This window comes from Bradyrhizobium canariense (assembly GCF_019402665.1).
Classification (GTDB): domain Bacteria; phylum Pseudomonadota; class Alphaproteobacteria; order Rhizobiales; family Xanthobacteraceae; genus Bradyrhizobium; species Bradyrhizobium canariense.
The window spans coordinates 12,054-26,034 of record NZ_VSST01000024.1 but is presented as its reverse complement, the minus strand read 5'-3'; the positions used below and the strand labels follow the sequence as shown (position 1 = coordinate 26,034).

Below are 13,981 nucleotides of genomic sequence, written 5' to 3'. Positions count from 1 at the left end.
CCCCGCAAAATGTTTGGGGCGGAATACGAATCGCTTTGGCGAATCGAATTCGAGGGATTAGAGGTTAAGCCCCATGGCGCGGTACATATTCATCACCGGCGGCGTGGTTTCTTCGCTCGGCAAGGGTCTGGCTTCAGCGGCACTCGGTGCCCTGTTGCAAGCCCGGGGCTACAAGGTCCGCCTCCGCAAGCTCGATCCCTATCTCAACCTCGATCCCGGAACGATGTCGCCGTATCAGCACGGCGAAGTGTTCGTGACGGATGACGGCGCGGAGACCGACCTCGATCTCGGCCACTACGAGCGCTTCACCGGGCGCCCGGCGACCAAGGCCGACAACATCACGACCGGGCGCATCTACCAGGACATCATCTCCAAGGAGCGGCGCGGCGATTATCTCGGCGCCACCATCCAGGTGGTTCCGCATGTCACCAACGCCATCAAGGATTTCGTCCTCGACGGCAACGACGATTACGACTTCGTGCTGGTCGAGATCGGTGGCACCGTCGGCGACATCGAGGGCCTGCCGTTCTTCGAGGCGATCCGCCAGCTCAAGAACGAGCTGCCGCGCGATCACGCCATCTACATTCATCTGACGCTGCTGCCTTACATCCCGAGCGCCGGTGAGCTGAAGACAAAGCCGACGCAGCACTCCGTCAAGGAGCTGCGCTCGATCGGCATCCAGCCGGACATCCTGCTCTGCCGTACCGATCGCGAGATCCCGAAGGAGGAACGGCGCAAGCTCGGGCTGTTCTGTAACGTGCGCGAGAGCGCCGTCATCGAGGCGCGCGACGCCGACAGCATCTACGCTGTCCCTCAGGCTTATCATGCCGCAGGCCTCGACGACGAAGTGCTTGCCGCCTTCGGCATCGGCTCGCGGATTCCGCCGGAGCTGCGGAGCTGGCAGCAGATCAACGAGCGCATTCGCAATCCCGAGGGCAACGTCACCATCGCCATCGTCGGTAAGTATACCGGCATGAAGGATGCGTATAAGTCGCTGATCGAGGCGCTCTCGCATGGCGGCATCGCCAACAAGGTGAAGGTGAATCTCGACTGGATCGAAAGCGAGATCTTCGAGAAGGAAGATCCCGCGCCGTTCCTCGAGCACGTCAACGGCATTCTGGTGCCTGGTGGATTCGGCCAGCGCGGCGCCGAAGGCAAGATCCGCGCGGCGCAGTTCGCGCGCGAGCGCGACGTGCCGTATTTCGGCATCTGCTTCGGCATGCAGATGGCGGTGATCGAGGCAGCTCGGAATCTCGTCGGGATCGAGGAGGCCAACTCCACCGAGTTCGGCCCGACCAAGGAGCCCCTGGTCGGCCTGATGACGGAATGGCTGCGCGGCAACGAGCTCGAGAAGCGCACCAACGCCGGCGATCTCGGCGGCACGATGCGCTTGGGCGCCTATCCCGCAGCGCTCAATCGCGGCAGCCGCGTCTCGGAGGTCTATGGCGGCGCGACCGAGATTTCTGAGCGCCACCGCCATCGCTACGAGGTCAACACCGCCTACAAGGATCGCCTCGAGCAGCACGGGCTGAAATTCTCGGGCCTGTCGCCCGACGGCGTGCTGCCGGAGATCGTCGAGTACGAGGATCACCCCTGGTTCATCGGCGTCCAGTTCCATCCCGAACTGAAGTCGCGCCCCTTCGAGCCGCATCCGCTGTTCGCGTCGTTCATTCGTGCGGCGATGGTGCAGAGCCGCCTGGTGTAAGCGGCTCAGGGCGTGGCGGTGCAGTCACGTGCGAGAAGCATCGGCTCCGGCGCAGCCGGCATTGACGTATCAGGCGCAAGCGATCCCGTGACGAGCTTCATCTGCGGTCGTCGCGTCAGCTTGTAGACGGCGGCCGGCGGCACGTTCAGCAGGGCACGATCCACCAGCTTTGCGCGCAAGCCTAGCCGGTCGAGCACGGGCCGCGGGATCGGGCAACTCATGCCATAGGTGAACTGGTAGAACGCGCCGCCGGGGCGGACATGACTGAACGCGCCACCGACGATCGAGACGACCTTGCGCGTCGACATGTTGAGCAGCGGCAGGCCGCTCACGACCGCGCCGACGGGTGCGCCGTCATAGAGGCGTTCCGCTGCCAGCCGCCCCGCATCCATCCACAAGACGCGCGCGTTGGGGAAACGCATCTGTAGCAGCTTCATGAAGTCGGAGCCGTATTCGACCAGCGTGAGGTCCTGCTGGCGCACGCCGCGTTTGAGCAGCTTGTAGGTGAACGCGCCGGTGCCGGGGCCGAGCTCGAGAACAGGGCCGGTCGATGCGGTGATCTCGCGGGTGATGAGATCGGCCAGCGCCGCGCCTGACGGCGCGATCGCGCCGACGCGACGCGGGGCTGACATCCATGACAGGAAGAACGAGAGGAAATCGTTGGGCATGCGCACTCCGGCATCTTGGTTGCGCCTCGCAGGTCAGAGGTGAGGCGGCCGAACAATCGCTTGCGTGCATTGCGACAGCATTGCGTGCCGCCTGCCGATTGCGTCAATTCTCCCGGACTGGCGGCAGTGAAATCCTGAAGCACGCGCCGCCGATCGCTCCGTCCGCGACCGAGATGTGGCCGCCATGCAGGAGCACGATCTCGCGCACCATGTTGAGGCCGAGGCCGGCACCGCGATCGAGCGGTGTCAGCCGATAGAATGGCTCGAATATCTGTTCGCGCTGATCGGCCGGAATGCCGGCGCCTTCGTCCGTGACCTCGATGCTCGCGGGCCTCGTGACACGAATGCCGATGGTGCCGCGGCGAGGGCCGTGCTGGATCGCATTCTGCACGAGGTTGGTCAGCGCGCGCTCCAGCGCCGCCGCATCGCCGATCGTTTCGACCGGCGTGGAGGGGGCATCGAGCGCCAGCTCGTAGCCGGCGGCAATGGCCAGCGGCGCGAGATCTGCGGCCGCACTTTGCGCGATTGCGACGAGGTCGACGCGCGTGAAGGGATGACCGCAGCGGTCGAGGCGCTGAATGTCGAGCAGTTGCTCGGCAAGCGTAGCCAGCCGCGCGGAATCCTCCAGCAACCGGGTCTTCTCCGGCCCCGCCGGAAGCGACTCCAGCCGCGTGTTCAGGATTGCAATTGGCGTGCGCAACTCGTGTGCGGCATCGGCGACGAAGCGCTTGTGGCGGGCATAGCCCTGGTCTAGCCGCGCCAGCGCGTCGTTGACCGCGGTCACGAGCGGCATGACCTCCAGCGGAATCCGGTCCAGCGACAGCCGCGCGCCGCGTTGATGGATGTCGATGCGCCGCGCCTGGTCCGCCGTCGCATCGATCCCCCTAAAGGCGCGCCGCACGATCATCGGTGTGGCAATGAAGGTCGCCGTACCCATGAGGAGCAGTCCGGGCAGGGCCATGCCGAGCAATGCAAGCGACGTCATGAACAACGCCTTGGCGCCGGTGAGCCTGCCTTGCGTCGCCGTGATGATTTGCACATTGCCGGCGTCGGTATCGACCCGCTTCAGCCGCGCCGGGGGCTTGCGCGGATCGTCCTCGAGCAGCTGCCAGCCGAGCCGCGCCTGGCTGATCTGGTCGAGGCCGCTGCCGATCGCGGCGAACTCGGCCGGCACGGCGCCTTCGCTGAGCGAATGTCCCTGCCTGTCGCGGACCAGGAACCAGAGATCGGGGGTCTCGCTGCGCAATTGTTTCAGCTCGGTCGTCGATCGCAGGGCCAGGTTGCCTTGCGCATCGCGCGCGAGCGCGCGCTGGACGATGTCGATCACGCGATCTTCGTCGCGCCCGGCGATCACGAACCCGGACGCGCTCAATGCCCCGACGACGACGGCAACGAGCGCCGTGAGCAGCACCGCCTGGAGCGACAGCAGGCGCCAGCTCAGTCGCGAGCGCAGGCAATAGGGATCGTGGTGCTTGCTCATGGCAGCTTTTTCAAGAGATAGCCGACGCCGCGGATGCCGTGGATCTCCACGCGCGCATCGGCTTCCGAGAGTTTGCGGCGCAGGCGCGACACGTGCGTATCGAGCGCGTTCGACTGGATCTCGTCGTCGAAACTGTAGACGGCTTCTTCCAGCGCGGAGCGCAGCACGGTCCGGCCCATGCGGCGGACCAGGGCTTCCAGCACGAGGAGCTCGCGCCGTGGCAGCTCGAGCGGAGCCCCGTCGATGCTTGCCTCGCGATGGCCGAAATCGAAAGCGAGGCGGCCGGCGTGCATGATGTCGGGCTGCATCCCGGCGGGCCGGCGCAGCACGGCGCGCAGCCGCGCCAATAATTCCTCCACCGCGAACGGCTTTGACAGATAATCATCCGCCCCGCAGTCCAGTCCGGCGACCCGATCGGCGAGTTCGCCGCGCGCCGTCAACACGATGATCGGCACGCCGTCGGCGCGCGCCCGCAGTTTCGGGATCAGGGTGAGACCGTCGCCATCGGGAAGCTGGCGATCGAGCAGGACGGCGGCGTGGACGTCGGCAGAAATGGCCTCTTCCGCCTCGGCGAGCGTTGGGGCGTGGTCGACCACCATATCGTAGCGCTTCAGCGCCGACGCCAGCGCGTCGGCCATTTCGGCCTCGTCCTCGACGAGCAAAATCCGCATGATCCGCACCTCAACCTCAATCACGCCAATCTAGCGGCCGTATCATTGCGGCAGCATTGCGGGAACCGCCTCACGAGGAAGTGGCTTTGAGCGGGCCCTAGCCATGCGCGGAACGCCACCGGGGGCGGCCGAGCGGGCCTCAAGACACCGTCAGGGCCAGCCGTTATAACCGCCGGACCTGATCAGGGAGGAACAAGAATGATCTACGAAATGCGCATCTATCGCTGCGTGCCCGGCCGCCTGCCGGCACTTCTCAAGCGGTTCGAGACCGTCACGCTGAAGGTGTGGGAAAAGCACGGCATCAGGCAGGCCGGGTTTTTCACGACGCTCATCGGTGAATCCAACCAGGAGCTGACCTATTTCCTGGCCTGGGAGTCGCTCGCCGAGCGCGAGAAGAAGTGGGCCGCCTTCATGACCGATCCGGACTGGATGAAAGGGCGCGCCGAGAGCGAGGCGGACGGCCAGATTGTCGGCAACATCGTCAGCCAGATCCTGGCGCCGACCGCCTTCTCGGCGGTGAAGTAGAGGCCGCCGGCGCGAGGCCATAGCTGAGGGCCTGGGTGCAACCCTGATATTCTGGGAGGCGAGGCCGAATGGGGTTGATCCGCCCTTCATCGCGGCTATGGTCGCGCCGAAACGAGGGATTTGCCTTGAGCTCTTCGACGTCAGCGGCGCCGGTCGTCACCATTGGCAAGGTCAAATTCGGCAATGATCTGCCGATCTCGATCATTGCCGGGCCGTGTCAGCTCGAAAGCCGCCAGCATGCGCTGGAGGTGGCCTCCGCGCTGAAGGAGATCGCCGCGCGACTGCAGATCGGCCTCGTCTACAAGACCTCATTCGACAAGGCCAATCGCACCAGCGCGTCGGCTGCGCGTGGCCTCGGGCTTGCCCAGTCGCTGCCGATCTTTGCCGAAATCCGATCGTCGCTCGGCCTGCCGGTCCTGACCGACGTGCACGACTCCGCGCAGTGCGCCGAGGTGGCGCAGGCGGTGGACATCCTGCAGATCCCCGCCTTTCTGTGTCGCCAGACCGATCTGCTGCTGGCGGCCGCCGCAACCGGCAAGGTCGTCAACGTCAAGAAGGGTCAGTTTCTCGCGCCCTGGGACATGGCCAACGTCGTCTCCAAAATCACGAGCGCGAACAATCCCAACGTGCTCGTGACCGAACGCGGTGCCTCCTTCGGCTACAACACCCTGGTCTCGGACATGCGCGCATTGCCGATCCTGGCGCGCTCCACCGGCGCACCCGTGATCTTCGACGCGACTCATTCGGTGCAACAGCCGGGCGGGAAGGGGACGTCTTCCGGAGGCGAGCGCGAATTCGTGCCGGTGCTCGCGCGCGCAGCCGTCGCTGTTGGTGTTGCCGGTGTCTTCATCGAGACTCATCCCGACCCCGACAGCGCGCCGTCCGACGGACTCAACATGGTGCCGCTGCGCGAGTTCGAAGGGCTGATCCGAAGGCTGATGGCGTTCGACACGCTCGCCAAGGATTCGACCAAAGCCGACCCGCGCTGATGCAGCAAGGCGAGGCGCGGGCGCACGATCACGGCCTGCCGGCCGCGCTCTACGTCATCTCCGGTGCAAGCTTTGCCGCGGCGCTCTCCGCGCGCGCGCTCGATCCGGTGCTGCCGCACGTCGCCGAGGACTTTGGCGTCAGTATCGCGACGGCTGCGGGCTTTGCCGCGATGTTCGCCTTCACCTTCTCGATCATCCAGCCGATCGTCGGTGCCGCCGCCGATCTGTTCGGCAAGACGCGGCTGATGATCGGCTGCCTCGCGCTGCTCGGCCTTGCCAATATCCTGGGGGCGCTCTCGAGCTCGTTCTCTGTTCTGTTCGCAACCCGTATCCTCGCCGGCATCGGCTCCGGCGGCGTGTTTCCGGTGGCGCTCAGCCTGACCAGCGATCTCGTCGGTCCGGAGAAACGCCAGGTCGCGATCAGCCGCACGCTCGCCGGCGCGATGACGGGCAATCTGCTCGGCGCCTCCGCTTCCGGCTTGATCGGCGATTTCCTCGGCTGGCGCGGCGTGCTGGCGGTGCTCGGGGTGCTCGTGATTGTTGCGTCGGTCGCGGTCGCCGCCGGTTTTCGTGGCGCCAAGGTCAAGCATCCGCCGAAGACGAGCCTGTCGGCGCTGAAGGCGGGCTATCGCACCATCTTCACCAACCCGAACGCCTATGTCTGTTATTCGGCGGTGTTCATCGAAGGCTGCTGCGTGCTCGGCCTGTTTCCCTACATCGCCTCGTTCCTGTTCGAGCTCGGTCAGACCTCGCTCTCGATCGCGGGCATCGTCATCGCGGGATTTGCGGTCGGCGGCTTGTTCTACACACTGACGGTGTCGCGCCTGCTGCCATGGCTGGGCATGAAGGGCATGATGATCGCGGGCATGACGCTGGTCGCTTCGCAGCTCGTTGTCGTCGCCTTCGGCCCGCGCTGGGAAGTGCAGGCGCTCAATCTTGTCGTGATGGGCTGGGGCTTCTACATCGCCCATGGTTGCCTTCAGATGTTTGCCAGCGAGCTCTCGGTCGAAGCACGCGCCACCGCGCTGTCGCTGCATTCGTTCTTCTTCTTCATGGGGCAGACGGTCGGGCCGCTCGCCTATGGCCTTGGCCTGCAGCATGGCGGCAAGATGCCGACCCTGTTCGCGAGCGCCGCGATCATGGTGGCGCTCGGTTTCGTGTGCGCGCGGCTGTTGAAGCAGCGGGCGCCATCCGACGCGCGGACCTGACGGAAGTATCGAACTACCGGCCAGATCAACGGTCGCGCTTCTGTTCGCTGGCACAATGCGCAACTCGCGTCACCGTGCCACGGGAGCCCGTGCATGCATGGCACATGAATTGCTTTGATTTTGGGCAAAGCGAGGTGTGAGATCGTGGACGCCCAGACCAGCCGTTCGCCCAGCGCGACCAGCGTGATCCGATCGACCGGGTATCCCACCAAGCCCCCGCTCCGGCGCTTCCTGACCGCTTGCTACGAAGAATTCCGAGCCGACAATTCTGGCGAGCTTGCCGACTACATCCCCGAGCTGAAGCGCGCCAACCCCGACCATTTTGGCATCGCGCTTGTCACCATCGACGGCCATGTCTACGAGGTCGGCGACAGCGCGGTGCCGTTCACGATCCAGTCGGTCTCAAAAGCCTTCGTGTTCGCACTGGCGCTGGAGATGGTCGGCGAGGAACGCGTCTCGGCGACCATTGGGGTCGAGCCGAGCGGCGAGGCCTTCAATTCGATCCGGCTCACCAACGACAATCGCCCCTTCAATCCCATGGTCAATGCCGGTGCGATTGCCTGCTCGGGCCTGATCTACGAGGTGGACGGGAAGGGCGCCTTCGAGCGCGTCCGCTCGAAGCTCAGCCAGTTTGCCGGCCGCGAGCTCGGAGTCGACGAGGCCGTGCACGCCTCGGAGATGGCGACCGGCAACCGCAACCGGGCCATTGCCTGGCTGTTGCGGAATTACGCGGTGCTGCCTGATGACGTCGACGCCGTGCTCGACGTCTATTTCCGCCAATGCGCGATCCTGGTCACCGCGCGCGATCTGGCGGTGATGGCGGCAACGCTCGCCAATCGCGGCATCAATCCGGTGACGGGCGCGCAGGTGATCACGCCACACATCGTCGCCCGCACGCTCTCGGTGATGACGAGCTCGGGCATGTACGACTATGCCGGCGAGTGGACCTACCGCGTCGGCATCCCCGCCAAGAGCGGTGTCGGCGGCGGTATCGTCGCGGCGCTGCCCTCGCAACTCGGGCTCGGCACCTTCTCGCCGCTGCTGGACAACCACTTCAACAGCGCGCGCGGCCTGAAAGTGTGCGAGGCGCTGTCAGCGCGGTTCGACCTGCACATGCTCAACCGTAATGCCGATGTCCGCACCAGCATCATGGCGGACTACGACGTCTACGGAATTTCCTCGCGCCGAAGCCGCCCGCCGCGCGAGCAGCAGATTCTCGACGAGCGCCACAGCGACATCCGCGTGCTCGAACTGGTCGGCGCGATGAATTTCGGCACCATCGACTATGTCACGCGACGGCTCACCAGCGAGCCGCCGAATGCGCCGCTGCTGATCATCGATTTCCGTCGCGTCCCCGACATCACCGCGGCAGGTGCTGAGCTTCTGGGCGAGACGCTGGCGGCGCTCGGCAATGCCGGCATCATCACGATCCTGTCGGGCTTCGAGGAGACCTCGGCTGTGTGGACGGCGATCTCGGCGCGCACGGCCGAGCCGCGCCGGTTACGGCGTTTTGCACTGCTGGACGATGCGATCGAATGGGCCGAGGATCAGGTGATCTACCGCTTCGGCGGCTTCACCGACGTGAAGGAGAGCGCGCATCTCGGCGAGCAGGCACTGCTGGCCGAGCTCGATGCCGACGAGATCGCCGCCATCGTCAAGCTGTCGACCACGCGGCACTACGCGGCCGGCCAGCGCATCATCGCCGCCGGCGAGCCCGCCAATTCGCTGTTCTTCCTCCAGAGCGGCATGGTCAGCGTGAAGCTGCGGAGCGGCGTGCGGCTGGCCTCGCTCGGTTCCGGCATGGCATTCGGCGAGATGGCGATCCTGGAGGGAAGCCGCAGCGCCGACGTGTTCGCCGACACGCCGGTGACCTGCCTCGAATTGCCGCTCGACAGCTTTGCCGATTATCGTCGCGTGCATCCCGAGACCTCGCTCAAAATCATGCGCAATCTCGCTGCGATTTTGGCGCGGCGTCTGGTGCTCGCAAATGCGAAGGTCGATTTGCTCAGCGCCTATTAGACCTGCGGCTGAGGAGCACTCTTCTGCTCGTGAGTGTCTTTTGACACGCCGATGTCAGGCGGTGCGCTTCAAGACGAGCAGGCGCCGGGCGACCTCCGCTGCTCGCATCGCGATGCCTGCCTGATTATCGAGCCATTTCGGGCGGCTTGGTAAATCCACCATACTCTCTTTCGAGCAATTGCGCGAAGGCAAGCGTAGTGCGGTCCTCGTACCGTGGGCCCATGATCTGGACGCCGATCGGAAGGCCGCTCTTCGATTGCCCTGCTGGTATCACCGTTGCGGGCAGGCCGGGCGGTGTCGCGAGCGTCGCCCATACGACCAGGGACAGATAGGGATGGATCTCGCCATCGATGTCGATCGTGCGCTGCTCTTGATCCGGCTTGTGGCCGTGCGGGAATGCGGTCACGGCAAAGGCGGGACAGAGGACCACGTCGAATTCCCCGAACAGACGGGCCCATTGCAGACGCAGACGGGCGCGGGCGATTTCCGCCGCCATTACCTCGTGGTGGCTCAGCAGCGGCGCGCGCGTCCGCCAGGCCTTCAGACTGTCGTCATCCGGCTTCAACGCTGCGACCTTTTCCTGAATGTCCTTGAAGAATTCGGGATCACGACCGAACGCGGCAAAATTGCGCACCAGGCGCGTGTGCAAACGCGCGGACTCGGCGAGATCGGGCAGCAGCGAGCTGGATCGCGCGACTGTCACGCCGGTCGCCACCAGTCGGTTCGCGAGTTGATCGATCGCACTCCGTATCTCCTGTTCCACCGGCAACAGAGGATGACCATCGAGAACCAGAACGCGAAAGTTTTTCAGCACCGTGTGCCGTGCGGCAGGAAGCTGGAGGCGATAGGCCGCAGCCTCATTGTCATCGGGCCCGGCGATGACATCCAACGCCAAGGAAAGATCGGCGGCACTGCGGGCCATCGGCCCGCAGACGCCCATTCCATTGGTCAAATCTGTTGCGAAAGCAGGCGAGCGTGGCGGTGCGTGGCCGCGCTGAGGGACCAGATTGGATGTCGGCTTATGGGTGAACACGCCGCACAAATGTGCGGGCACGCGCAGCGATGCGCTGAGATCGGACCCAAGCTCCAGCGGGACATATCCGGCCGCCAGCGCTGCGGCCGATCCGCCGGATGAACCGCCCGGCGAGCGCTTGAGATCCCAAGGATTGTTCGTCGTCCCATAGATGGGGTTGGAACTTTGCCAGTCGGCAATGGAGAAGGCGATGTTGGTCTTGCCCAGGATCACGGCCCCTGCCGCCTTCAGCCGGGCGACCGCAACGGCATCCTCGGCGGCCCGCCAGTCGCGGCCAGCCGGCAAACCCCACGTGGTCGGCAGGCCGCCGACGTTGAAGGATTCCTTGACCGTCATGGGTATCCCAAGCAACTGCCGGCGCTCGCCGCGCGCAAGCGCCGCGTCCGCTTCGCGCGCTGCGGTCCGGGCCCGCTCGAAATCACGCACGACCACGGCGTTAATGCGGGAATCGAGGGCCTCGATTCGGCCGATCGCGTGCTCGACCAACTCGGTTGCCGAGACCTTTGCGTGCATCGAGCAATGCGCGCAACTGGCTTACATTGGCGTAGGCCAGATCCTGTTCCGAACGGGACGAGACTGCGGCTCCCTGGGCAAAAGCCGGCTTGAGCGATGTCTCTGCCGCGGGCACGATGGCCCCGGCGGCCGCACCCAGAAACAGACGTCGGTTCAAAGCCATGAGGACCTCCTGCGGCCACTGTGATCCCGACTGCCATTCCCGTGACGATAGATTTGGATTAGCATTCCGGATCGGGCTGTGACCGTACCGCTACGGCCCATCTCGGACACGCTAGGCGCGTCGCCGCCGGGACACCCGAAAGAGTGCCGAATGAACGCCGAAATTGGCACGAAAACCAAACCGGGTGTCGCTGCTGGCGGTGCGGCGGGCGCAGCTTCGCCCGGTGTGCTTCATTTCGCGCATTTTGACATCAACGTGGAGCGCGGCGAATTGCTCGTCCGCGGCTCCGTGGTCGCATTGCGTCCGAAGAGCTTTGCCCTGCTGATCTATCTCGCCCGTCGTCCCAGCCGACTGTTGAGCAAGGATGAGCTGATCGAAGCGGTATGGCCTGACGTGGTGGTCACCGACGATTCCCTCGTTCAGTGCATCAGCGAACTCCGAGCCGCGTTTGGGGATAGCAGTCAACAGGTGATCAAGACCGTGCCTCGCCGCGGCTATTTGCTGGACGCTCGGTGCATCGATGCCTCGCCCGTCTCTGAAGCGGCAGGCGTCCGGGAGGATGCCAGCCGGCCTGGCTTGCTGGCGTCCCTGACTAGCCGGTCGTCGCCATGGCTGGTTGCGCTCGGGACCGTCTGCGCCGTCGCGATTGCCGCCGCGCTCTGGCTCGGAATACCAGACAGGGCACAGAGCCCCGGCCTCATGAGCAAGAACACGATCACCATTTTGCCTCTTAATGGTACCGGCAGCGAAAACGCCGGCGAACTCGCCGAGGCCATTGGTGAAGATCTCTCGATCGAAATCTCGCGCCTGCCCGACACGCTCGTGATCGGGGATTCTAGCAGGCATTCACCGCCCGGCTTCGCTGGTGATGCGTCGCAGGTCGGCCGCCGATTGGACGTTGCCTACGTCTTGAGCGGCAGCGTGCAGCGACAAGGCGAAGCGGTCTCGATCGTCTTGAAGCTGCAGGCGAATGCCAACGACGCACTCTTGTGGTCGGGCCGATTCGATTACGCTGAACAGGCTGGATGGAATTGGCGACGGGACGTCACCGCGCGCATCGCCAATGAGCTGAAGGTCCGCATCGATGAGGCCGAAACACCGCTCGACAGGCCTTATGCCGGCCGCAGCTTCGCAGCGATCGATCCGACGCTCCAGGGCTGGCGTTTGCTCAAACGGATCCATACGCGCGACGGGCCGCAGCGGGCGCGCGCTCTGTTCGAACAGTCACTGCAAATCGATCCCGATTCAGCCTCTGCATTAGCAGGTCTGGCGCTCAGTCATGTCACGGAGGTGCTGAACAGATGGAGCACCGCACCCGACCGCCAGACCGCGCTCGCAGCGCAAGCGATCGAACGATCATTGGCGCTCCAGCCCAACGATGCTCGCGCAAACTATGTCCGCAGCCTCGTATTGTCGGTTCAAAGCCGGATCGATGATGCCGAACACGCCCTTCAGCGCGCGCTCGCGCTCTACCCGAACCAGCCGCGGGCGCTGCAGCGACTTGGTTTTCTGAAGTTGCAGCAAGGCCATCCGGAAGAGGTCGCCGGTCCGGTGATGCTCTCGCTCCGCCTCGATCCGCTGAATTCCGAGCAGGTGGGGCTGGGCTACTTTACACTGGGAATGGCCGAATTTCACCTGCATCACGACGACCTTGCCTACGCGCATATGCGCCAGGTGACGATCAGTAGCCCGCAAAACGGATTTGCCTGGCAATGGCTTGCCGCGATCGATGCCCTGCACGGGCGCAGTGAGCAGGCCAAAGTTAACCTGATCGAGTATCAAAAACGTCTTCCGGGCCACACCGTTGGCAGCCTGAAAGCATCCGAGTACTCGCGTGACCCGACCTTCTGGCTGGAGCGCAACCGCTTCTATGAGGGTTTGAAGCTGGCCGGTCTGCCTCAGTGACCCTCATGGCGGGGCTGGCCTCGTCCGCGATGCGGTGCGACGCCTTGCTCCAAGACTGATCGGTGCGCAATCTTGCCCCAATCTACAAAGGCGGTCTCCAGAGCGTGACGCCAAGCGGCAGTTGTATCGCCAACGCTTACACCAGCAATCACGAACTGATCTCGTCGGGAAAGCTCGGCGTGTTCAAGAGCTTCGGATTGCATGTCGTCGATGCGACTGGACGTGTCCACGCCACGCATTTGCGGATTCAGGCTCTGCTGCTGCCGGTCAAGACGCTGGTGCTGAGCGGGCATTGTTTTGCCCGCGAGCCCGCTAGTTCCCGATCGGCTCCATGCCGCTCTCTATGATCGCGTCGCGGGCGGCCGGGGAAGCTAGGAACTTGATCAAGGCCCGGCCAGCCTCGGGCTCTTTAGAAACGCTTGCGATGCCGGCTGAGAAGATCGTGATCTGCTGCAATTCGTTCGGCAGCGGCCCGACGATATCGATCCCCTTCACGGGCTTCAGCTCGCTGATCTGCTGAAAGCCGAGCTCGGCATCGCCGTGGGCGACGATCTCGCCGACCGGCGTTGCCGGAATCTTGCGCGCCTTGTCCTTCATGACATCGGCAATGCCGAGCTTTTCAAACATTTCGGTCGAAACATAGACGCCGCTGGCGCTGTCGGAATAGGCGATCGTCTTCGCTGCGAGCAACGCGCGCTTGACCGCTTCCACCGAGCTGATGTCCGGCTTCGGCGCGCCAGATTTCACGGCGATGCCGATCGGCGATCTCGTCAGGTCGACCTGGCTGCCGGCAACGACCTTGCCCTTGCTGGCGAGATCGGTGAGGGCGTAGCCCACCATGATCAGGACATCGGCCGCCTCTCCGCGCTCCAGCCGGACCGGGATGGCATTGGTCGTGGTCCCCATCGAGGGCCCATACTCCGTCAGCACCTTGTTGCCGGTGGCCTTCTCGAACTCCGGCACAAGCACCTTGTAGGCGGCCGTCAGGCCGCCCGAGATCATCACCCGGACTTCGACAGCCTCGGCCGCGCCGGTCAGCCACAGGATGCCCAGAAGGCCCAATCCAAGGTTTCGGAATGTTGCTGAGGTCGATTTCATTGTT

General features: G+C 64.6%; 11 protein-coding genes and 1 pseudogene. 7 read left to right on the top strand and 5 right to left on the bottom strand.

All coding sequences use genetic code 11. The features are described 5' to 3' along the window. The first annotated feature begins 73 nt into the window (after positions 1-73). Complete coding sequence (pyrG, locus tag FXB41_RS13905; protein ID WP_007590604.1) at positions 74-1,705, top strand: CTP synthase; 1,632 nt, start codon at positions 74-76, stop codon at positions 1,703-1,705. A gap of 5 nt (positions 1,706-1,710) precedes the next feature. On the opposite strand, the gene FXB41_RS13900 is transcribed toward pyrG, so the two are convergent. From FXB41_RS13900 to FXB41_RS13890, 3 genes are all read right to left on the bottom strand, one after another. After that, positions 1,711-2,373: a class I SAM-dependent methyltransferase gene (locus tag FXB41_RS13900; RefSeq protein ID WP_219682174.1), complete on the bottom strand. Its 663-nt coding sequence runs from the start codon at positions 2,371-2,373 to the stop codon at positions 1,711-1,713. Positions 2,374-2,476: 103 nt separating this feature from the next. Then, positions 2,477-3,853 carry a sensor histidine kinase gene (locus tag FXB41_RS13895; RefSeq protein WP_219682173.1) on the bottom strand — a complete coding sequence of 459 codons (1,377 nt, stop codon included), beginning with the start codon at positions 3,851-3,853 and terminating at the stop codon, positions 2,477-2,479. Continuing rightward, positions 3,850-4,524 carry a response regulator transcription factor gene (locus FXB41_RS13890; RefSeq protein ID WP_007590606.1) on the bottom strand — a complete coding sequence of 225 codons (675 nt, stop codon included), beginning with the start codon at positions 4,522-4,524 and terminating at the stop codon, positions 3,850-3,852. The genes FXB41_RS13895 and FXB41_RS13890 overlap by 4 nt, the downstream gene beginning before the upstream one ends. A gap of 198 nt (positions 4,525-4,722) precedes the next feature. On the opposite strand from FXB41_RS13890, the gene FXB41_RS13885 reads away from it, so the two are divergent. The 4 genes from FXB41_RS13885 to glsA all read left to right on the top strand — a co-directional run bounded on the left by FXB41_RS13885 (position 4,723) and on the right by glsA (position 9,265). Then, positions 4,723-5,049, top strand: coding sequence for an NIPSNAP family protein (locus FXB41_RS13885; RefSeq protein ID WP_007590607.1), 327 nt, complete (start codon positions 4,723-4,725; stop codon positions 5,047-5,049). 125 nt (positions 5,050-5,174) lie between these two features. Then, the gene (gene kdsA, locus FXB41_RS13880; protein ID WP_219682172.1) at positions 5,175-6,038 is read left to right on the top strand and encodes a 3-deoxy-8-phosphooctulonate synthase; all 864 of its coding nucleotides are present in this window, start codon (positions 5,175-5,177) and stop codon (positions 6,036-6,038) included. Further along, on the top strand, positions 6,038-7,246 hold the full coding sequence (locus FXB41_RS13875) for an MFS transporter (RefSeq protein ID WP_219682171.1): 1,209 nt from the start codon (positions 6,038-6,040) through the stop codon (positions 7,244-7,246). Before kdsA ends, FXB41_RS13875 begins: the two co-directional genes overlap by 1 nt. 144 nt (positions 7,247-7,390) lie before the next feature. Continuing rightward, positions 7,391-9,265, top strand: coding sequence for a glutaminase A (gene glsA, locus FXB41_RS13870; protein WP_219682170.1), 1,875 nt, complete (start codon positions 7,391-7,393; stop codon positions 9,263-9,265). 124 nt (positions 9,266-9,389) lie between these two features. Here the strand turns inward: glsA and FXB41_RS13865 are convergent, their stop codons facing one another. After that, positions 9,390-10,784, bottom strand: coding sequence for an amidase (locus FXB41_RS13865; RefSeq protein WP_311985845.1), 1,395 nt, complete (start codon positions 10,782-10,784; stop codon positions 9,390-9,392). Positions 10,785-11,124: 340 nt separating this feature from the next. Here FXB41_RS13865 and FXB41_RS13860 point away from each other — a divergent pair, with 340 nt between their 5' ends. After that, on the top strand, positions 11,125-12,879 hold the full coding sequence (locus FXB41_RS13860; RefSeq protein WP_219682169.1) for a winged helix-turn-helix domain-containing tetratricopeptide repeat protein: 1,755 nt from the start codon (positions 11,125-11,127) through the stop codon (positions 12,877-12,879). A 71-nt stretch (positions 12,880-12,950) separates the two neighbouring features. After that, a pseudogene (locus FXB41_RS13855) lies at positions 12,951-13,226 on the top strand (hypothetical protein); the annotation flags it as partial. Here FXB41_RS13855 and FXB41_RS13850 read toward each other — a convergent pair. Further along, on the bottom strand, positions 13,192-13,977 hold the full coding sequence (locus FXB41_RS13850; RefSeq protein WP_219682167.1) for a substrate-binding domain-containing protein: 786 nt from the start codon (positions 13,975-13,977) through the stop codon (positions 13,192-13,194). The pseudogene FXB41_RS13855 and the gene FXB41_RS13850 overlap by 35 nt on opposite strands. Positions 13,978-13,981 lie beyond the last annotated feature (4 nt).

Coding starts and splice junctions, on each gene's coding strand:
- FXB41_RS13900 (WP_219682174.1), bottom strand. CDS start 2,373: ATGCCCAACGATTTCCTCTCGTTCTTCCTGTCATGGATGTCAGCCCCG.
- pyrG (WP_007590604.1), top strand. CDS start 74: ATGGCGCGGTACATATTCATCACCGGCGGCGTGGTTTCTTCGCTCGGC.
- FXB41_RS13895 (WP_219682173.1), bottom strand. CDS start 3,853: ATGAGCAAGCACCACGATCCCTATTGCCTGCGCTCGCGACTGAGCTGG.
- FXB41_RS13875 (WP_219682171.1), top strand. CDS start 6,038: ATGCAGCAAGGCGAGGCGCGGGCGCACGATCACGGCCTGCCGGCCGCG.
- FXB41_RS13860 (WP_219682169.1), top strand. CDS start 11,125: ATGAACGCCGAAATTGGCACGAAAACCAAACCGGGTGTCGCTGCTGGC.
- FXB41_RS13890 (WP_007590606.1), bottom strand. CDS start 4,524: ATGCGGATTTTGCTCGTCGAGGACGAGGCCGAAATGGCCGACGCGCTG.
- FXB41_RS13850 (WP_219682167.1), bottom strand. CDS start 13,977: ATGAAATCGACCTCAGCAACATTCCGAAACCTTGGATTGGGCCTTCTG.
- FXB41_RS13885 (WP_007590607.1), top strand. CDS start 4,723: ATGATCTACGAAATGCGCATCTATCGCTGCGTGCCCGGCCGCCTGCCG.